This is a genomic window from Streptomyces capitiformicae, assembly GCF_002214185.1.
GTDB lineage: Bacteria > Actinomycetota > Actinomycetes > Streptomycetales > Streptomycetaceae > Streptomyces > Streptomyces capitiformicae.
In genome coordinates, this window is record NZ_CP022161.1 from 9,732,823 (window position 1) to 9,752,924 (window position 20,102).

13 protein-coding genes and 1 tRNA gene are annotated in these 20,102 nt (G+C 69.1%); 8 read left to right on the forward strand and 6 right to left on the reverse strand.

Annotated features, from left to right (window positions below; translation table 11 throughout):
* Positions 1-75: 75 nt before the first annotated feature.
* The gene (locus tag CES90_RS43750; RefSeq protein ID WP_189784185.1) at positions 76-267 is read right to left on the reverse strand and encodes an FmdB family zinc ribbon protein; all 192 of its coding nucleotides are present in this window, start codon (positions 265-267) and stop codon (positions 76-78) included.
* Positions 268-557: 290 nt separating this feature from the next.
* Between CES90_RS43750 and CES90_RS43755 the strand changes: the two genes are divergently transcribed.
* The 3 genes from CES90_RS43755 to CES90_RS43765 all read left to right on the forward strand — a co-directional run bounded on the left by CES90_RS43755 (position 558) and on the right by CES90_RS43765 (position 9,822).
* The gene (locus CES90_RS43755; RefSeq protein WP_229913951.1) at positions 558-6,764 is read left to right on the forward strand and encodes a DNRLRE domain-containing protein; all 6,207 of its coding nucleotides are present in this window, start codon (positions 558-560) and stop codon (positions 6,762-6,764) included.
* A gap of 220 nt (positions 6,765-6,984) precedes the next feature.
* On the forward strand, positions 6,985-7,398 hold the full coding sequence (locus tag CES90_RS43760; protein WP_189784187.1) for a hypothetical protein: 414 nt from the start codon (positions 6,985-6,987) through the stop codon (positions 7,396-7,398).
* Between the two features lie 261 nt (positions 7,399-7,659).
* Complete coding sequence (locus CES90_RS43765) at positions 7,660-9,822, forward strand: N-acetylmuramoyl-L-alanine amidase (RefSeq protein ID WP_373313410.1); 2,163 nt, start codon at positions 7,660-7,662, stop codon at positions 9,820-9,822.
* A gap of 217 nt (positions 9,823-10,039) precedes the next feature.
* Here CES90_RS43765 and CES90_RS43770 read toward each other — a convergent pair whose 3' ends face one another.
* The gene (locus tag CES90_RS43770; RefSeq protein ID WP_189784188.1) at positions 10,040-10,267 is read right to left on the reverse strand and encodes an FmdB family zinc ribbon protein; all 228 of its coding nucleotides are present in this window, start codon (positions 10,265-10,267) and stop codon (positions 10,040-10,042) included.
* Between the two features lie 433 nt (positions 10,268-10,700).
* Here CES90_RS43770 and CES90_RS43775 point away from each other — a divergent pair, with 433 nt between their 5' ends.
* From CES90_RS43775 to CES90_RS43785, 3 genes are all read left to right on the forward strand, one after another.
* Entirely contained in the window at positions 10,701-12,827 is a 2,127-nt protein-coding gene (locus CES90_RS43775) for a transglycosylase domain-containing protein (protein WP_189784189.1), read from the forward strand.
* 48 nt (positions 12,828-12,875) lie between these two features.
* Entirely contained in the window at positions 12,876-14,168 is a 1,293-nt protein-coding gene (locus CES90_RS43780) for a polysaccharide deacetylase family protein (RefSeq protein WP_189784190.1), read from the forward strand.
* Positions 14,169-14,277: 109 nt separating this feature from the next.
* On the forward strand, positions 14,278-15,414 hold the full coding sequence (locus CES90_RS43785; protein ID WP_189784191.1) for an amidase domain-containing protein: 1,137 nt from the start codon (positions 14,278-14,280) through the stop codon (positions 15,412-15,414).
* A 19-nt stretch (positions 15,415-15,433) separates the two neighbouring features.
* On the opposite strand, the gene CES90_RS43790 is transcribed toward CES90_RS43785, so the two are convergent.
* The 3 genes from CES90_RS43790 to CES90_RS43800 all read right to left on the reverse strand — a co-directional run bounded on the left by CES90_RS43790 (position 15,434) and on the right by CES90_RS43800 (position 18,470).
* The gene (locus tag CES90_RS43790) at positions 15,434-16,054 is read right to left on the reverse strand and encodes a DUF4383 domain-containing protein (protein WP_189784192.1); all 621 of its coding nucleotides are present in this window, start codon (positions 16,052-16,054) and stop codon (positions 15,434-15,436) included.
* Positions 16,055-16,148: 94 nt separating this feature from the next.
* The gene (locus CES90_RS43795) at positions 16,149-17,567 is read right to left on the reverse strand and encodes a hypothetical protein (protein WP_189784193.1); all 1,419 of its coding nucleotides are present in this window, start codon (positions 17,565-17,567) and stop codon (positions 16,149-16,151) included.
* Between the two features lie 99 nt (positions 17,568-17,666).
* Complete coding sequence (locus CES90_RS43800) at positions 17,667-18,470, reverse strand: DUF4097 family beta strand repeat-containing protein (RefSeq protein ID WP_189784194.1); 804 nt, start codon at positions 18,468-18,470, stop codon at positions 17,667-17,669.
* A 181-nt stretch (positions 18,471-18,651) separates the two neighbouring features.
* On the opposite strand from CES90_RS43800, the gene CES90_RS43805 reads away from it, so the two are divergent.
* A tRNA-Val gene (locus CES90_RS43805) sits at positions 18,652-18,723 on the forward strand.
* 56 nt (positions 18,724-18,779) lie between these two features.
* On the opposite strand, the gene CES90_RS43810 is transcribed toward CES90_RS43805, so the two are convergent.
* Complete coding sequence (locus CES90_RS43810; RefSeq protein WP_189784195.1) at positions 18,780-19,124, reverse strand: hypothetical protein; 345 nt, start codon at positions 19,122-19,124, stop codon at positions 18,780-18,782.
* Positions 19,125-19,193: 69 nt separating this feature from the next.
* On the opposite strand from CES90_RS43810, the gene CES90_RS43815 reads away from it, so the two are divergent.
* Positions 19,194-20,102: a LysR family transcriptional regulator gene (locus tag CES90_RS43815; RefSeq protein WP_189784196.1), complete on the forward strand. Its 909-nt coding sequence runs from the start codon at positions 19,194-19,196 to the stop codon at positions 20,100-20,102.

The following is a 20,102-nucleotide window of genomic DNA, read 5'->3' on the forward strand; positions in this document are numbered from 1 at the left end:
TGCGGACTGAACCGAAGGGTTCAGAAGTGAGTGGCACGCCTCAACTCTGGACGGTAGTCATCACGTTGGAGGCGACTACAGAGCCAGGCGTGAACCATGAGGGCGTGCTCGGCCCGCAGCGGAGCCGCCCATGGCGACAGTCGACAGGAGTTTGACCGTGTCCGAGTGGCCCGACGGGCAGTCTGCAGGGGAGGACGACTCGGCCATCGGGCGGCTCAGTTCGAAGGTGTTGCCGCAAGTCCGGCAGCGGTACTCGTAACGAGGCATGACGACAGGCTGGCGCCCGCCGGGATCACAGCGGAATCACAGGAAGTTTCCGCTGGTCAGTTGCGCTTCAGGCCCTTCTTCGAAGGTGCCCGTGAGCTAGTGACATAGATCATGTGACGTTTACTTTTCGCGATGTCGATCTTGGTCTGGCAAGGGGGGATTTCGCATCTTTACTTACCCACTACCTTCACTTGAGGTCACATAAGTGATCCTTTTGGATCTGTAGGGGGCTGAGGATTGTGATACCTCGGATATCTCCGGCGCGGCGGCGCGGAAGACCCAGGCAGGGTGTGGGGGTTCGTTCCCTCGCCGGTGGTCTCGCGCTCGCGACGGCGATCAGCCTGGTCAACGCGACGAGCGCCGCTGTAGCGGCACCGCCCGAGGCGCCTGAGGCGCCCAAGAAGAAGGCGGCGGCGACCCAGGCAGCCGACATCGCGTCGGCGAAAGTGGCGGCCCGGCTGTCGGGCAAGCGCGTCGAGGCGCTCTCGGAGCGCACCGAGACGTCGACCACCTGGGTCAACAAGGACGGCAGTCTCACCACGGAGCTGTCGGCCGGTCCGATCCGCTTCGAGCGGGACGGCAAGTGGGTCGACGTCGATGTGAAGCTGCGTGAGTCCGGTGACGGCATCGAGCCGGTGGCGCACCCCAACGGGCTTTCCCTGGCGGGGAAGACCGGGACTCCGGCGAAGTCGCTGAAGGCGGCGCAGGATGCCAAGGCCGTCGACCTGGTGACGCTGGGCGAGGGCGACGAGCAGATCACCCTTCAGTGGAAGGGTGGACTGCCCGCGCCGAAGGTGAAGGGGACGCGCGCGGAGTACGTCAACGCCGTACCCGGCGCGGATGTGGTGGTCGAGGCCACCCGTACCGGCTTCGAGCAGTACGTCGAGATCAAGGAGAAGCCGACGGACGGCTTCTCCTACACACTGCCGTTGCGGGCCGAGGGCCTGAAGGTGAAGCAGCTGCGGGACGGCAGTGTGCTGTTCACCAGCAAGAAGGACAAGAAGCGGGCTGTCATGCCCGCGCCGGTGATGTGGGACTCCACTGTCGACGAGCGCTCCGGCGAGCACACCCGCCGGGTGCCGGTGAAGATGAAGGTGGTGAAGAAGAAGGGCGGCTCGGTCGATCTGGTGGTCACGCCGGATGCGAAGTTCCTCGCGGACCCGAAGACCCAGTACCCGGTCACCGTCGACCCCTCCACCTCCTCACTGACCAACGTCTTCGACACCTACGTCCAGCAGGGCGAGACGGTCGACTGGTCCGGCGACACCGAACTTGACCTGGGCAACCCCGGAACGGTCAATGCCGACGGCTCACCCCGCTACGCGCGTTCCTTCATCACCTGGGACACCAGCCCCGTCCGTGACGCGCTCGTGTCGGACGCGAAGCTGAGCCTGTACAACTTCCACTCCGGCAACACCGACTGCACCGCGGCACCGTGGACGGTGTGGTCGACCGGCGCGGCGTCCACCTCCTCTCGGTGGACCGCCCAGCCGGAGTGGATCCAGCAGTACGCGGAGTCCACCGAGACCAAGGGCCGGGACGCCTGCGGAGGTGACGGCTGGATCAATGCGAATGTGACCACCCTGCTCCAGGATTGGGCATCGGCGAAGAACACCCGTTCGCACATGGGGCTGCGCTCCGTCTCGGCGGCGCAAGCGCAGTGGAAGCAGGTCAACTCTGCGAACGCCGCAACGAATCCGCCGAAGTTGACGGTTACGTACAACTTCCGCCCGAAGACGGGCACCAACCGTGAGGCCGGTCCGCCGTACTTCTCCTACGGTGGCGACTACGTGGTCAACACCACGACGCCCACGCTGCGGGACACCTTCGTCGACGTCAACGGTGACACGGTCATTGGGAGCTTCCAGGTCGCGGACTCCGCCACCGGTTCGCAGGTCGGCGACATCCTCACCTCCGAGTTCACGGCTTCCGGCTCGCCGGCGTCGGTGAAGGTTCCCTCGGGTCTGCTGACCAACGGCAAGACGTACAAGTTCCGTACCTCTCCGTATGACGGGACGCACTTCAACTTGGACTGGTCGGCGTGGCAGACGTTCACCGTCGACACCAGCGCACCCTCGGCCCCCGCGAAGATCGTCTCCAGCGACTATCCGAGCGACAAGTGGGTCAAGGGCGAGGGCGAGGCCGGTACCTTCACGGTCACCCCGCCCTCGGGCTCCGACCACCAGTGGCTGGAGTGGTCCCTGGACGATGGAGCCACCTGGACCAAGGTCACCACGGACGGCGCCTCCGCCGACAAGAACATCAGCGTGACCCCGCCGCAGAACGGAACCCACACCCTCCAGGTGCGGTCCGTGGACAAGGCGGACAACAAGTCCGAGCCGCTCGCGTACACCTTCCACGCCGGTTCCGGCGGGTTCATCACCCCTACCGAGGGCGAGTACACCGCGCGCCGACTGCGGCTCGCGGTCGAGACGGACGGTCAGAAGTACGACAGCGTCACCTTCCTCTGGCGCCGCTCCGCGGCCGACGACTGGGCGGAGATCCCCAAGGCTGCCGTCACCTCCGGCGGTGATCCGCTCGCCGCATGGCCGGTGCCGCTGACCGACGGCAAGAACTCCGCGCTGGTGTGGACCGCCACCGACACCGTCGACCCGGACGGCACCATCCAGATCAAGGCCGACTTCACCGGCCCGAGCTCCGCCTCCGGCAGCAGCGAGCCGCTGACCGTCGTCGTCGACCGGAACGCGGAGGGAGCCTCCACCGACCAGGTCGGCCCCGGTGAGCTCAACCTGCTGACCGGCGACTACACACTCTCCGCCACCGACGCCTCGGCGTTCGGTCTCACGGTCACGCGCAGTGCCTCCTCGCGGGTTCCCGACCAGGCCGCCCAGCAGGAGGGACAGGCGCCCGTCTTCGGCAAGGAGTGGGCCTCCGGCACGGTCGCGGAGGCCACCGCCACCGGCTACAACCACCTCCGCAAGGTCACCGACACGGCCGTCGACGTGGTGACGGTCGAGGGCGACGCCATCCACTTCACGGCCAACGCCGCGCAGGACGGCTGGGTCGCCGAACCCGGCTCCGAGAGCCTGACCCTCACCGGCAGCCTCAGCGGCACCTTCACCCTGACGGACACCGACGGCGTCAGCACCAAGTTCGTCAAGCCCACCGGTGCCACCACCTGGCAGGCCGAAACGACCAAGGTGGAAGGTGTCTCGCAGTCCACCAACACGGTCGTCTCCGAGACCGTCGAGGTGGACGGCAAGCAACTCGCACGCCCGACCCTGGTCATCGCCCCGACGCCGGCGGTGTCCGCGGCCACCTGCGCCGAGACACCGGCCACCAAGGGCTGCCGGGCGCTGCAGTACATCTACGCCGACACCACCACTGCCACCGGCACGGAGTCCGACAGCGACTTCGGCTATTTCACCGGTCAGGTGAAGGAGATCCGCGTGTGGGCCACCGAGCCCGGCGCGGCCGTCGCGACCCCGACCACCGTGGCCACCTACCGCTACGACTCCCAGGGTCGACTGCGCCAGGCCTGGGACCCGCGGATCGGACAGCAGGCGGAGACCCAGTACGCCTACCACGAGGGCCGGATCACCTGGCTGCAGCCGTCGGGGCAGCTCCCGTACACCTTCACCTACGGTTCGGCCGGTGGCTCGGCCGCGGCCGGTGAGGGCATGCTGCTGAAGATGGCCCGCAGCGGGCTGAAGCAGGGCACCGCGGACACCGTGGAGGGCACCGCGACCTCGTACGTGGTCTACGACGTGCCGCTGACCGGTGACAAGGCGCCCTACGCCATGGGCAACGACGATGTCGCCGCATGGGGGCAGACGGACGCGCCCACGGACGCGACCGCTCTCTTCCCCACCGACAGCGCCCCGTCGTCGCACTCCGGGAGCGGCCTCACGGCCGCCGACTACCGTCGGGCCGGTGTGCACTACCTCGGTGTGTCGGGGGAGCGGACCAACACCGCCGCCCCGGGCGGGCACATCACTGCCACGGAGAACGACCGGTTCGGCAACACCGTCCGGGAGTTGAGCGCGGCGAACCGGATCCTCGCCCTCGGCAAGACGGACAAGGACAAGGCCGAGCTGGCCGAGCTGGGCATCTCCCACCTCGACAGCGCCGAGCGCGCCGAACTGCTCTCCACCCGCTGGCTGTTCGACGAGTCGGGCAACCGGGAGCTGGAGGAGTTCGGTCCCCTCCACCGGGCGACCCTCACCAAGGACTTCAAGGACGGCGACACCGTCCTGGTCGAGGCCGGTACCTCGGTGCCGGCGCGGTCGTGGACCGTCAAGGAGTACGACGAAGGGCGGCCGACCGACGGCAGCGCGAGTGTCAAGGACCAGGTGACCCTGGAGATCACCGGTGCCCGGGTCCGCGACTACTACTCGATCATGGCGGAGAAGCGGGTCAACGAGACCCAGTACGACTGGGCCAAGGGCCTGCCGACCCTCACCATCCAGGACTCCGGCGGCCTGAACCTGACCACGTCCACCGACTACGACGCCCAGGGCCGAGTGGTCTCCCAGGCCCTCCCCGGCGGCACCGGCGACGACGCCGCCACCCGGATCACCGAGTACTGGAAGGCGGACGGAACCGGCTGGTGCGCGGGCAGGCCCGAGTGGGCCGGCCTGGCGTGCTGGACCGGCCCGGCCGGCGCCATCACCGGCGGCGGCTCCAACCCGTCCGAACTGCGTGACACCATCACCGAGTACGGCTACTACGGCCAGGTCACGAAGGCCACCGACACCGCGAACGGCGCGACCCGCACCGTCACCACCTCGTACGACGAGGCCGGGCGGCCGAAGACCGTCACCACGACGGGTGGCGTCGGCGAGACGGTCCCCGCGACCACCACGCAGTACGACCCGGCGACCGGGCAGGTCACGAAGATCAGCTCCAGCGCGGGCGAGATCACCAAGGCGTACGACAAGCTCGGCCGCCTGATCTCGTACAAGGACGCCGAGGGTGGTACCACCACCACGGAGTACGACCTGTTCAACCGGCCCGTGAAGGTCGGCGACAGCGTCCCGTCCACCGTCACCTACACCTACGACCACTCCGTCGAGCCCCGCGGCCTGGCGGTCAAGGCCACCGACTCGGTGGCGGGCGCCATCACCGGCACCTACGACGCCAACGGCTCGCTGAGCAGCCAGAAGCTGCCCGGCGGCTACACCCTCACCCAGTCCGAGAACCCGGACGGGAGCGTCACCAACCGCACGTACACCCGCGACAGCGACGGCACGCTCGTCTACAGCGACACCGTCAGCGAGTCCGTGCACGGCCAGGTCGTCACCCACGCCGGCTGGTCCGACCAGACCTACGCCTACGACGCCGCCGGTCGGCTGACCAGCGTCGAGGACACCGTGGGCACGGTCTGCACCCACCGCGACTACACCTTCGACCAGCGCAGCAACCGCACCTCCCTCAGCACGGCCGTCGGCACGCCTGGCGCCGCCTGCTCGACCTCGGGAGCCACCACCTCCAACCACTCCTACGACAGCGCCGACCGCCTCGTCGACTCCGGGTACGCCTACGACGAGTTCGGCCGGACCACCACCGAGCCGGGCAGCACGATCGGCTACTACACCAACGATCTCGTCCGCCGGCAGACCAGCGGGAACACCCGCCAGACCTGGGAGCTCGACCCCGCCCAGCGGTTCGGCTCCTGGACGGTCGAGTCGAGCGACGGCAGCACCTGGACGCAGACCGCGTCCAAGGTCAACCACTACGGCGGGGACGAGGACAACCCCCGCTGGATCGTAGAGGACACCGCCACCGGCGCTGTCTCCCGCAACGTCAGCTCGCTCACCGGTGACCTCGCGGCCACCACGAGCGCGACCGGCAATGTGACGCTCCAGTTCACCACCATCCACGGTGACGTGGCGCTGCTGCTCCCGCTGGACACCTCGGTCGCACCGACCGCCCTGGACGCCGACGAGTACGGCAACCCCCGGGTGGGCCAGCAGGCCGAGCGGTACGGATGGCTCGGCGCCAAGCAGCGCTCCGCCGAGACCGCGGGCGGTGACGCCGTCCTGATGGGCGTGCGCATGTACACCCCGTCGACCGGCCGGTTCCTCCAGACGGACCCGGTGTACGGCGGCTCGGCCACCGCGTACGACTATGCGAACCAGGACCCCGGCAACCAGTACGACCTGTCCGGGCAGGCTTCCTGGGTCCGTAAGTGCAGCCGGGGCTGGACCTGGAGCGGCTACCGGTTCCAGTGCAAGTTCTACTTCACCAGACAGAAGACGAAGATCATCAAGGATGACATCTCCACCATGGGCGGCGCGGGTGTCGCGATCGCCGAGGCGGCGGTGTGCACCCGGATCCCGTACCCGGTCGCGGCCGCCGGCTGCATCGCCCTCGCCTGGGCCTACACGTGGTGGTCCGTGCACCACATCAACAGCGCGGTGGAACGCGGCGGTTGCTTCGTCTTCACCGTCGGAGCCAACGTCGGCCTGGGCATCACCTGGTATGCCTATCCGGGCAATGTGAGCAAGAAGAACAAGAACTGCAAGAAGAAGTAACCGGTCACAACCGTAACCGGTGAGTGCACGGTCCGTGCCGGTAGTGCTTCCCATTGGGGCACTACCGGCACGGACCGTCCTCGTGGCTGCACGTTTCGCCTCCGGCGCGCCTTCACCGCGTCGACCACCTCCGAAAAGGGTGATCCAGATGAATGGCCCTGTAGGCCCCCTCCCTCCAACCAGCGCCGGTGGCGCGGCGCCTACCTTCAAACTGGCGGCGGTGCAGATCGCCGTGCCCGTGCTGGGCGGACTGTTGGCGGGTACCGCGCTGGTGTACGTGCTTCTCGCGGCCACCGGTGAGCGCATGACGGCGGGGGAGTTGTGGGCGTGCGTCTCGGCGGCCGTGGTCGCGAGCGCGGCCCTGCCGCTGCTGCCCCCGAGCTACGGCGTCAAACTCACCGACAGCCGACTCGTCATCCGGGGTGCAGGCCGGCGTGAGATCGAGTGGCGGGACGTCACCGGCCTGGAGATCCGCAGGAGCGTCGGGGTGCGGACGGTCGTCGTGTCGGTGACCGATGGACGCCGGATACCGCTGCGCGCGCCGATGTCGTTCCTGGACCGCCGTTTCGACGACAAGGTCAAGGTCCTCACGGAGTGGTGGACCGCACGCCGGGGCGGCCCCGATGGCGCGTAGCGGACCCGAATGGCATGTTCATGCTCGTCAGGCAAGGGTGAGGCTTTCTTCACAACAGCCTCATAAGCATGAGGCTTCCTCTGAAAACTCCTGACCCCGCGTCAGGGAAAGGTATTCGGTTCGGTATGAGACGTCGTTGGTGGGGGACCGGCGCAGTCGTCGCGGCGGCTGTGTGCGGGACGTTGGTGGCGCAGGGGGTGATGGGGGGGATCCGGCCATGGCGGGGACGGCGACGGTAAGCCGAGGCCCGTCAGGAACGACGTGCGGTCGGCCGCGCTGAAGACGAGCGGTGACGGGGGCTCCGCGACGCTGGGGCGGCGGGATGCCGAGCCCTTCGACCTGCTGGGGGTCTCCTGGAAGGACCCGTCCGTCGAGGTGGCCGGCAAGGTCGAGGTGCGGACGAGGGCGGTCGGTTCGGGCAGGTGGTCGGACTGGCTGAGCCTGGACAGCGACAACCGCCAGGACGAGAGGGGCGCGGCCCGGGGCGGCACCGAACCCGCGTGGGTGGGCCCGTCCGACGGCGTCGAGGTGCGGGTGAACGGGAAGTCGGCGGCGCGGCTGCCGCAGGGGCTCCGGCTGGACATGGTCGGCTCCGCCGACGGATCCGCGGGCGGCGATGACATCGAGCCCGCGGCCTTCCTCGCCGACGGAGCCGAGGGGAGCGACGACCCCACCGCCACGGAGTCAGTGACCCCTTCGGAGCCCACGACCCCCGAGGCGACCGACAGCACGCCCACGGAGTCGTCCGCCTCAAAGTCGCCGACCGACGAACCGTCCGCCACCGAGTCTGCGTCGGCCTCGCAGTCACCGTCGGAAAGCGCCACGCCCAGCGAGTCGGCGAGCGAGTCCGCCTCGGCGTCCGCGTCCGCGCCGAACACGCCCACGGCCCCGCCGTCCACCGTGCCGCAGCCGACGATCACCCCGCGCTCGGGATGGGGTGCGGACGAGGCTCTCAGCCCGGAGGCACCGACGTATCTGCCGGGCGGGAAGATCAAAGCGGTCGTGGTGCACCACACCGCCCAGAGCAACACGTACACCTGCGACGAGGCACCGTCCATCATCAACGCCATCTACACGTACGACGTGAAGACGCTGGGCTGGAAGGACCTCGGCTACAACTTCGTCGTCGACAAGTGCGGCACGGTCTACGAGGGCCGCAAGGGCGGCATCGACCTGCCGGTCATGGGCGCCCACGCCTACGGCTTCAACTCCCAGACCACCGGCATCGCGGTCCTGGGCACCTACATCGACGCCGCGCCCTCGCAGGCCGCGATGACCTCGGTCGCCCGGGTCGCCGCGTGGAAGCTGGGCCAGTACGGCGTCGACCCGGACGGTACCGTCACCCTCACCACAGCCGTCAACGGACAGAACCTCGCCGGCAAGACCTGGGGCCCGGGTGAGGACCTGAGCTTCCCGGCCATCCACGGCCACCGTGACGGCTACAACACCCTGTGCCCGGGTGACGCGTTCTACGCCGCGCTCGACACGGTCCGCGGCTGGGCCGCAGGTCCGGTCACCGGGCTCGCGCTCACCTCCGTCACCGGTACGAGCACGGTCGACTCGACCCCGTACACCAACGGCCCCGTCACGGTGAACTGGTCGGCCACGACCCCGACCGAGCTGATCTCCGGGTACGAGGTGCTGGTCGACGGAGAGACCGCTGCCACGGCCGAGGCGGGCGCGACCTCCGCCAAGGCGACGCTGGTTGCCGGTACCCACCAAGTGCAGGTCAAAGCCGTCCACCAGTCCGGGCGGACGTCGGTCACCGAGGCCGTCACCGTGATCTCGGAGACCACCGCGCCCACCTTCACCACCAAGCCGAACCTGGCCCTTCGCACCGGCACCGTAAGCACCACGAGCGTTCCGCTGACGCTGAGTTGGAAGGCGGCCGACACCGCCACCGGCCTGAAGGAGGTGCGCCTGACCGCGCCGGTCGCGAAGACCTATGGGCCGGCCGTGACCAGCGCCCAGTACACGGCCAAATCCGGCACCGCGACCAGGTGGTCCCTCACGGCGTACGACACGGTCGGCAATACGGCCACTGCCTCGGTCTCGGGCACTCCGACGATCGTCCAGGAGACCGGGGCGACCAGGTCCGGGACCTGGACGGCCAAGTCCTCCACCAGCTACCTCGGCGGCAAGTCCCTCACCAGCAAGACCAAGAACGCCTCGCTGACCTGGACCTTCACCGGCCGTTCGGTCGCCTGGGTGGTCTCGCGGGCCACCACCTCGGGACAGGCGTACGTCTACGTCGACGGCAAGAAGGTGACGACCGTGGACCTGAAGTCGTCCAAGACGGCGTATCGGAACGCGATCTGGACGAAGACCTGGTCCTTCAGTGCGAAGCACACGGTCAAGATCGTGGTGGCGGGTACGTCCGGACGTCCCACGGTCACGACAGATGGGATCGTCTACCTCAAGTAGCGGTAGGGCGAGCCTCGTAGACGCGAGTGCCTGCTTTCGCGATCACCGTGAAGAAGCAGTAGCGCGCCACATAAGCGGAAAGTCCGGCTGCCGGTTCGTCCGGCAGTCGGACTTTTGCGTGTGTTCTATGAGTGTGGACTCAAGGCGACCCGAACTGGACCGCCTCAGAACGTGATGAACACGGCCGGGGCCGTAGCCGTTGATCGGAGTGTGTTGATCAACCGCAGCAGCCGCCGCCGCAGCACCCGCCACCACCACCGCCCCCGCCCGCCCGGGGCGCGGACGCGGGCGCGGAGGCCGAGCCGCCGACCGCGACCGTCGACAGGAGCTTGACCGTGTCCGGGTGGCCCGAGGGGCAGTCCGCGGGGGCGGACGACTCGGCCATCGGGCGGCTCAGTTCGAAGGTGTCGCCGCAGGTCCGGCAGCGGTACTCGTAGCGAGGCATGCGGACAGGTTAACCGGGGGCCGTGCGGTGGCTGTCGTTCCGCTTTCGGCTGCTGCGTCACACTGGCCGATTTTTCATGTTGCCGACCGGAGCGGTTGTGAAAGTGACTGATAATTTGTGGTCGTCGTGTGGAGGCCGGAAGGCCGGGGGAACAGGGGGATCGTAGCCGCGGGAGTGGCGGCTGCGACTGTCCACACGGGCGATGCCAAGTGGGGAGGGGGGACGGCCGTGACCGCTGTCCTGTGTCGATCGGGAGCCAGGTGTCCCGGTCGAATAGTCGCCGGGCGCGGGCGAAAGGTTGCCGCGCACTGCCGAACAGTTGCTGCGCATCGCTCGGGCCGCCCGTACGCGGGAGCCCGCCGTGGCTAGGCCGGGGACTGCGAAAGGGCCGGGGGAGGATCCTGGGGAGGCGCCCTCGGAGTCCGATCTCACCATGCAGTTGAAGATTCCGGTCGTCGCGGCGGACGAGACGATGCAGTTGCGGGTGCTGGAGCCGGGTGTGCTCGACGGCCGCGGGGAGGAGTCGAAGCCGGGCGGGCGGGGGCGGCGCAAGGCGCCCAGGCCGTCTGTTCGAGCCAGATTTCTCGCCGTCGTCGGCGCGAGCCTCGCTCCCTTCGTCCCCTTCTTCCGCCGGCTGCGTCCGCGGTACCCGCGCCCGGGCCGTACCGACTGGCGCCGCTGGCTGCCGTCCTGGCGGCAGTGGCTGGGAATCGTGGGCGCGGCCTTCGGGATGAGCACCATGTTCCTCACCATCGCCTACGCCACCACGGAGATACCGGAGGACCTCAACACCTTCGCCACGCAGCAGGACAACGTGTACTTCTGGTCCGACGGCACCCCCATGGCCCGTACCGGCTGGGTGCGGCGGCAGGCGATGCCGCTGAAGGACGTTCCCGAGGATGTGCGCTGGGCGGTCCTCGCGGCGGAGAACGCGAGTTTCTACTCCGACCCGGGCATCTCCGTCAGCGGCATCACTCGCGCGCTGGTGCGCACCGTCGGCGAGGGCGACACCCAGGGCGGCTCGACGATCACCCAGCAGTACGTCAAGAACGTGTACCTGTCCCAGGACCGCTCGCTGGGCCGCAAGTTCGACGAGGCGATGATCGCGCTCAAGCTCGACAACAAGATGAGCAAGGACAAGATCCTGGAGGCCTACCTCAACACCAGCTGGTTCGGCCGCGGCACCTACGGCATCCAGCGGGCCGCCCAGTCGTACTACGGCAAGGACGTGGGCGAGCTGAACGTCAGCGAGGCCGCGTTCCTCGCCTCCCTGCTCAAGGGTGCCGGCCTCTACGACCCTGCCCTCAGCAAGACCAACCGTGAGCGGGCCGAGGAGCGGTGGGAGTGGATCCTCGACCGCATGGTGTCCCTCGGGAAACTGTCCCGGTCCGAGCGCGCCGCGTACAACACGTTCCCCGAGCCGCTCAATCAGGGCACCAGCTTCGACACCGGCAAGCAGACCGACTATCTCGTCGTACTGGCCGCCCAGTACGCCAAGAAGGCCGCCGGCGTCTCCGATCAGGAGTTCGACATGGGCGGCTTCCAGATCTACACGACCTTCGACCGCGAGCGGCAGGACGAGCTGACCAAGGCCGTCACCAAGGCGCGGGCCCGGGTCAAGAAGGCCGCTCCGAAGAAGGCGGACGCCGCGCACTTCGGCGCCTCGTCGGTCGCCGCCGACGGGCGGATCCTCGCCGTCTACGGCGGCCCGGACCACCGTAGACAGGGCTTCAACGAGTCGAACGCGACCACCGTCCCGTCCGGCTCGGCCTTCCTGCCGTTCGTCTACGCCGCCGCCCTGGAACACGGTGTCGTCAAGGAACGCGGCGGCGAGGCGACACCTGTCACCCCGCAGACGGTCTACGACGGCAACGACAACATCGCGGTGACCACACCGGAGGGGCCGTACTGGGATCGCGGCGGCGACAAGGTCAGATCGCACAACGACGGCAACAAGTCCTGGGGGCAGATCACCCTGCACGACGCGCTCACCAACTCGGTGAACACCCCGTTCATGCAGCTCGGCATGGACACCGGACTGAGCACGGTGCGCGACACCGCCGAGGCGGCCGGACTGCTGTCCTCCAGCCTCGGGGCGCAGGTGCCCGCGCTGTCCGTGGGCAGTGCCACGCCGAGCGCGATCCGGATGGCCAGCGGCTACAGCACGTTCGCCGCACTGGGCAAGCACACCGAGCCGTACTCCGTACGGAAGATCACCCACAACGGCTCCAAGGTGGCCCTGAACACACCGAAGCCGAAGCGCGCGGTGGGCGGCGAGGTGGCCCGGCAGGTCACCGAGGCGCTCACGGACGCCTTCCGCACCGACCACCCCACCTCGCCCGGCGCCGCCTCCTTCGAGGTGGCGGGCAAGGGCGGGACCACCCAGGACGACAAGGCGGCCTGGTACGTCGGGACGGCCGAGGACGTGTCGACCGCGGTCGTCGTCTACCGCATCGACCTGACCAAGAGCCTGGAACCGCTGCCGCTCGACGGGATCGCCGGAACGCCCAATTCCGGTGTCCCCTACGACATCTGGTCCAGTGCGATGAGTATCGGCTGACCACCGATGAGCATCCGCACCCGCCAACCCTCGCAGAATGAGCCGTACATGACTCCTGGCCGCAAGCCGTCCAAGGGCCGCCGCCGCAAGGCCCGTCCGCCCCGCCGCACCACCCGGCCGCAGTTCCTGACCCTGGCCGCGCTCCTCGTCGTCGCCTCGCTCGTCGGCGGCTATATGGTGCTGAACCGTTCCGCCGGTACGGCGCCGACGGCATTGTCCTCCGGGGGCAGGGGCGACAAGGGCGGCGCCGACAAGTCCGTCGAACCCAAGTGGGACGGCAAGACGAAGATCATCGGGGATGGGTCGACCTCCTACACCGGCCCGCAGAAGGGCCGGTTGAAGGCCGAGCCGCTCAAGCCGGGCGAGAAGCCGCCGCAGTTCGTCGTCTTCTCCTGGGACGGCGCCCTGGCCGGCGACGACGAACTCTTCCAGCACTACCGGGAGATGGCGAAGAAGTACGACGCCCACATGACGTTCTTCCTCTCCGGCATCTATCTGCTGCCCCAGAGCAAGAAGGAGCTCTACGACGCGCCGCGGCACGAGAAGGGCGACGCCGCGATCAGCTACCCCACCGACGAACACATCCGCACCACCATCGAGCAGCTCGGCAAGGCGTGGGAGGAGGGCAACGAGATAGGCACCCACTTCAACGGCCACTTCTGCGAGGCGAAGGGCGGCGGCGAGTGGAACGTCGCGGAGTGGAAGCAGGAGATCGAGGAGTTCAACTCCTTCCTGGAGAACTGGAAGACCAACACCGGCTACACGGACCTGGACCCGCTGCCCTTCGACACCAAGGCCGTCACCGGTGGCCGCGCCCCCTGTCTGGAGGGCCAGCAGAACCTGATGAAGGCGGCGAAGGAGTTCGGCTACCGCTACGACGCCAGCTCCCCGGGCGGCTTCCAGGTGTGGCCCGGCAAGAAGAACGGCATGTGGGACTTCCCGTTGCAGATGCTCCCGTACGACGACGACTACCAGGCGCTGTCGATGGACTTCAACTTCCTCTACAACCAGTCGAACGGCGAGACCGAGGGCGACCCGGCCATGTACCCGACGTGGCAGCAGGAGACCATCGACACCTACATGGCCGGCTTCAACCGGGTCTACTACGGCAGCCGGGCGCCCCTGTTCATCGGCAACCACTTCGAGCAGTGGAACGGCGGCATCTACATGAACGCCGTCGACGAGGTGATCAAGAACGTGTGCACGAAGAAGGACGTCAAGTGTGTGTCCTTCGACGAACTGGCCGACTGGATGGACGTACAGAAGCCCGAGACCCTGGCGAACCTCCGCGCTCTGGACCCCGCGCAGGCACCGTCGGACTGGTCGACAGTGGTCAAGTAGTTTGCCCGCGTCGCTGACTTGTTATTCCCCCTGGCCTTACTCCGCTTGAGGAGGTCATGTAAAGATTCGCTGCCCGGGGACGACCAACCCGGGGTCAAGGAGAATCCCAGTGAGATCAAGGACGTTGAGCCTCGCAGGCTCGACCGTCGTGGCGGCCACGCTGGCCGTCGCGCTGCTTCCCGTCACCACCGCGCACGCCGCGCCGACGCCCAAGGTCACCAAGGCGACCAAGGACGCCTTCGGCCGCGTCGCGGACAACGTGCTCACCGACCGCACGGCCGTCCTGCTCGGCAGCAAGGCCGCCCGCAAGTCGCTGAAGCCCACTGGCGGCGTCAAGCTCTCCGCCGCCCAGAAGCAGGCCGAGGACGGCAAGCTGTCCGCCCTCAAGGGCACCAGGTCCCGCCTTGCCGGCCTGGGGGAGGCCTACACCTCGGCCACCACCGGCGTCACCGTCGACAGCACCAAGGTCAAGGGCAAGAAGGCCACGGTCATGGTCACCGAGACCACGACCCTGAAGTACAAGAAGATACGCGGCGACGAGCCCGCCTCCACGGGCTTCGAGGCGCACCACGTGCTGACCTTCACCGCCCAGGCGAACGGCACCTGGCAGCTGACCGCGATGCGCTCCACCGACGGCGGCGCCCCCCGCATCAACGAGCCCGTGGCCACCGCGGACGCCGGGCCCTCCCGCTCGCCGATGGCCATCATCAGCGCCCCCAAGGCCGCCACGTCCTACCCCGCCCCCGCCAACCCGAAGACCATCACGGGCGGGAAGTACGACTACAGGGCGATGGCGACGTACACCGAGAGGTACTGGAGGAACTACAACCCGGCGTACCGCAGGTACAACGCGGCCGGCGGCGACTGCACCAACTACCTCAGCCAGGGCCTCCTGGCCGGCGGCTGGAAGCAGATCTCCACGGTCACGCCCGAGGAGTACGACACCTGGTACTACGCCTCGAACGGTACGGCCGACGCCTGGATCGGCGTCAACGAGTGGTCCTGGTTCACCCAGACCGCCAAGCGGACCACGCCGCTCGCGAACGTCTACCAGATGGACATCGGCGACGTGCTCCAGGTCGACTTCAACGCGGACGGGGACAAGGACCACTCCATGATGACGACCTACCGCAGCCCCAGCGGCGTCCCGTACCTGACGTACCACGACGCGGACACCTACCGCCGTTCGGTCGCGAGCATCATCGCCTCGTACCCGCGCGCGAACTACTACGCGTACCGCACCTGAGCCCAGGCCGCGGCGAGCCTCAGCCGGCGCCCTCCCCGTCGTTCTCGGGGTGGGCGCCGGCCCGCTTCAGCTTCACCGTTCCCACCGCGGCCTTGCGCCGCATCTCACGTTCGGACACCTCCGGGTGACGGGCCCGCCAGTACGGGTTGTCGTGCGGCAGTGCCGAGCCGACTCTGCCGTACATCCCGAACGTCATCAGCAGGATGCCGACGACAAAGCTGAACAGAACGTTCTGGATGCGGAACGCCAGGAAGTTGGACTCGGTGTCCAGCAGGGCCATGTTGCCGAAGCCGCTGAGGATGAACAGGACGCCCAGCGTCATGTTCAGCGTGGAGGCGAAGTTGCCGCCGATCACCATGCCGATGAGGAGGAGCAGCCCCACGGCGACCGACAGGACGCTCAGCGTGCCGTTGGTGCTCAGCCCCACGACCTCGTCCCCGCGGGTGTCGAACCAGCCGACCTTGTCGATGAGCCCCAGGATGCCGAAGACGAGCAGGAACAGACCCATCAGGCCCGCCCCGAACCGGTAGACCCTGCTGAGGCGGTGGTCGACGGGAAGGTGCTCATCGATCCTGATCCGCTGCCGGGGAGCCGCGTGCCGCCCCCTCGGCCGCGTCGAATGCGTGGCATGCGTGGCCATGTCCGCCTCCTCAGGCGTGAACGGAGGCCTGCGTACCCCTCAAGGATCCGCCCGGGGGGAGGGGACCGGCAACCCAGCGGTGGCCCGAGCCCGGTCAGCCACCCGTCCCCGCCCCGCGCTCCTTGCGGATCTGGTCCACCACCCGCGCCACGGTGTGCCGTACCGCTTCCGTCTCCGTCAGGAAGTGCCAGTAGTCGGGATGGCGGCCCTCCAGCGTGGCGACGGCCCGATCGAGACGGCCGACCGAGTCGTCGAGGGGCCGGGCGTGGCGGGGGTCGGGGGTCGAGCGGCCGGTCATCGCGAGGCGCTGAGCATCCCGGATGGCGAACCGGGTCCGGTCGATCTCCTGCTGGGGATTCTTCTGCACGGCGTTCAGCCGCCGCAGACGGTCGCCCGCCGCCGAGACCGCCTCGTCGGTGTGGTTCAACAGCTCCCGCACGGTCGACAGCAGCGACGTCGCGTCCGGCCACCGCTGCGCGTCCCGCGCGGCCCGCGCCTCCCGCAGCTTCAGCTGGGCCTGCTCGACGTCCCGCGCGGCCTGCTCCGGCACCCGCTGGAGGTCCTGCCAGCAGGCCGCCACGAACCGCCGCCGCAGCTCGCTCAGCACCTGCGGCACCTGCCCCGCCCGGGTGCCCAGCGCCTCCGCGCGGGTACGCAGCGACACCAGCCGCCGGTCTATCTCCTGCGCCCGCTCCGGCAGCCGCTCGGCCTCGGCCCGCACGGCCTCCGCCTCCCGTACGACCCGGTCGGCGCGCTCCAGCGTCTCCCGTACGCCGTGCTGCCCGGCGCCCTGGTTCAGCTTGGTCAGCTCGGGCGCGAGGGCGGCGAGCCGGGCGGCGAGATCGTCGGCCTTGAGCCCCGAACCCCTCACGGAATCAAGGGCGTTGGAGGCGGCGAGCAGCCCCTGCCGGGCCCGCTCCACGGCCGGGACCAGCCGGGCCAGCTGGGTCTCGGCCGTGCCGAGCAGCGGCCCGAGCCCGGTGGTGAAGCGGTCCAGCTCCTGCTTGACCCGCCCCAGCTCGTCCTTGGCCTTCGTCAGCTCGGTCCGGGCGCGGGCGGCGGCGGAGGACTCCAGGTCGTCCCGGTCCAGGTCGTGCGCGTCGACGGCGTTGATGTACTGGTGGCTGACCTCGTCGATCTGCCGCCCCAACGCCTCGAAGTCGGCCACGGCCCGGCGAGCGGCCGGGGAGTCGTCGACCGCCGTGATCGTCTCGATCGAGATCCGCAGATCGCGCTGGGCGGTGTCCAGCTCGTAGAACGCGGCCGCCGCCGCGTCCTTCGCCGCCTGTGCCTCCGCCCGCTGCCCCTCCGCCCGGCCCCCGAACCACCGCCGGGTGCCGCCACCGGCGAAGGCGGCGGGCAGGGTCAGGGCGGCGAGCAGCGGCAGCGTGAGGAGCGTCAGCACGTCCCGGCCGACGGACGCATGGCTTCGGGCCGGTCGTGGTGCACGGCTGTGGGGTTGTTGTGCGCGCGGCACACTCGGCGTGTACGGCTCTGAAGGTGTCGCCGTCACATCCCTCTCCCGTGCTGTCATCCGCCTCGACCGGTGTCATTCTCCCACCGGTCGAGGACGAAAACACGGGTCGGACGGTTCGCCGTTTCCCGGGACGATTCAACCCAGGTTCCGCACCGTGACCGAGCCGTCCTCGGTGTGGGCACTCACCACGTGCGCGCTGTCCTCGTCACGGGGCACGGACACATCCACCGCACCGTCGTCACTCCCGGCCGCCACCTTGTACGACACCTCGCGCGGCAGCCCGATGCTGATCGAGCCGTCGTCGCTGCGGGACTCCACCAGGTCCGGCACGGCCCCGAGTTCGAGCTTCACCGAACCGTCCTTCGTGCTCGCCTTGACGCTCCGCGACTCGACGTCGAGCGCACGCACCGAGCCGTCGTCGCTGTACAGGTCCAGGGGCCCGGTGGAGTCGCTGACCCGCACGGAACCGTCCTGCGTCCGGATCTTCAGCGGCTCCGCGAAGCCCTTCGCCGTCACGCTGCCGTCGTCCTCCTCCACGGTGACGGCGACCCCGCGCGGCACCTCGATACGGTGCTTGGCCGAGCAGTCGGCGACGATGCCGGAGCACTTGACCCGCAGCTCAAGCCGGTCGTCCTTCATCTCCCAGGTCACCCGCGGATCCCCGCCGACCACGACCCGCCCCTCGAACCACCGCGTCACCTCGACCTCGGCCACGTCCGCCGAGACCAGTTCGAGCGCGGAGTCGTCCGAGTCGACGGTGAGCGTACGGCCCTCGAGGGCGAAGCTCCGGCGCTCGGGATCCTCGTCGTCGCCCGCGCTCGCACCGCACGCGGCGACGGAGGCCAGGAGGGCCACGGCGAGCGCGGTGAGGGCGATCCTCGTGCCGTGCGCCTTTCGTGCCGTACGTACCGTGCGTGCCGTACGTACCGTACGTGCCATGACGCTCTCCCCCTGGGGCCGGTCTTCCGCTGTCCTCCGATGTCCTTCGACCGTACGGAGCGGGCACTCTCGGGGGGATCCGGGGCGCTACCGGATCAACGGTGGGGATAACCCCCGGTACGAGCCGTACTCGGGTTTGCGGGGCATGCCCTCGGGCCATGTAGGCTGTCGACTCGTACTCGGGTGCGTAGCTCAGGGGTAGAGCGCCTGCCTTACAAGCAGGATGTCGGCGGTTCGAAACCGTCCGCGCCCACCGGGATGGATGAGTGACGAAGACCCCGGCCGATCGCGGCCGGGGTCTTCGTCATGTCAGGAGGCATCCTCCGGCGGCGTCGCGGGGGTGTGCTTCAGCCGGCTTCGGGCGTCGACGCGGTCCGCGCCGGTGACCTCGTCCCAGAAGCGGTGGCAGCTCACGAACACCGCCAGCTCCCGCTCGCGGCGGCGGAGCTTCTCCACCTCGGCCTGCTCGTCGGGTGTCCAGCCGGGGGAGGCGGGCCGTTCGACCTTCCGCCAGCCGTTGTCGTCACTGAAGCCGTCCAGGGGCGCGACCGACCAGGGCAGCCGCTTCAGCAGTGCCAGGAGCTCGGCCCGGACCTGATGCAGCTCCTCCTGACCGGCGAGGAGGTCACTGGGGAATGGATAGGTCTTAGCCACGCGGCAATGCTACGCCTGTTCGATTTTGGGATGCGAGTTCCTTCGGGCAAGTGGGTATCTTCGCGTGTCATGACCCTCGATGATCTTCGTGTCTTCGTCGCCGTGTGCCGGGCCGGGAGCCTCAGCGCGGTCGCCCGTGAACTGGGCTGCACCCAGTCGGCGGTGAGCCAGCACGTACGGCGGCTGGAGCGGGAGGTCGGGGTCGGGCTGGTGGAGCGGCAGGCCCGCGGGGTCGTGCCCACGCGGGCCGGGCGGGTGCTCCAGGAGGCGGCGGCGGAGGGGATCACCGGGCTCGATCTCGCGCTGCGGCGGCTCTCCGAGATGGTGCGGGGTGACGGCGGTGTCGTACGGATCGCCACCGGCGGTACGACCGTGCGGCACTTCATGGCGGAGGGCATCGTCGACTTCCGGCGGTCCTATCCGGACGTGGGCCTGGAGTTCCAGACCGCGCGGTCCAGTGCCGGGTGTGTGGACGCGCTGGTGGATCCGTCGCGGGATCTGGATCTGTCGTGGGTGACGCTCGGGCCCGCCGTGCGGGGGGTCGAACAGCGGGCCGTGGCGGAGTTGCCCTGGGTGCTCGCCGTGCGGGCCGATGACGGGCTTGCGGGGCGGGAGCGGGTGCATGGGCGGGAGCTGGACGGTATGCGGCTGATCGGGCTGCCGGAGAACTCCACGTCGTACGCCCATCTCGCCGCCGCCTACCGGGAGTTGGGTATAACGACCAGCCCTTCCGGGGCGGGGGTAGCCGACTGGGACACCGCGATTCTCCTTGCCGAGCTGGGAGTTGGGCACGCCGTCGTGCCCGCGCTGCCGGGGTGGACCGGGCCGGGCCACCCCGGGTTGCGGTTCGTCCCTGTGGCCGATCTGCCGCCGCTCACCGTTGGTTGGGCGGTACGGCGGTGGGACGCGCTGTCGCCGCCGGCGCGGGCCTTCGCGGACACGGTGGCTCGGCATGCGGTGCGGGCGGTTCAGGGGTGA

Excerpts from the sequence above, each read along its gene's own strand:
- CES90_RS43750 (WP_189784185.1), bottom strand. The coding sequence starts at position 267 with ATGCCTCGTTACGAGTACCGCTGCCGGACTTGCGGCAACACCTTCGAA.
- CES90_RS43770 (WP_189784188.1), bottom strand. The coding sequence starts at position 10,267 with ATGCCTCGCTACGAGTACCGCTGCCGGACCTGCGGCGACACCTTCGAA.
- CES90_RS43775 (WP_189784189.1), top strand. The coding sequence starts at position 10,701 with ATGCAGTTGAAGATTCCGGTCGTCGCGGCGGACGAGACGATGCAGTTG.
- CES90_RS43780 (WP_189784190.1), top strand. The coding sequence starts at position 12,876 with ATGACTCCTGGCCGCAAGCCGTCCAAGGGCCGCCGCCGCAAGGCCCGT.
- CES90_RS43790 (WP_189784192.1), bottom strand. The coding sequence starts at position 16,054 with ATGGCCACGCATGCCACGCATTCGACGCGGCCGAGGGGGCGGCACGCG.
- CES90_RS43800 (WP_189784194.1), bottom strand. The coding sequence starts at position 18,470 with ATGGCACGTACGGTACGTACGGCACGCACGGTACGTACGGCACGAAAG.
- CES90_RS43815 (WP_189784196.1), top strand. The coding sequence starts at position 19,194 with ATGACCCTCGATGATCTTCGTGTCTTCGTCGCCGTGTGCCGGGCCGGG.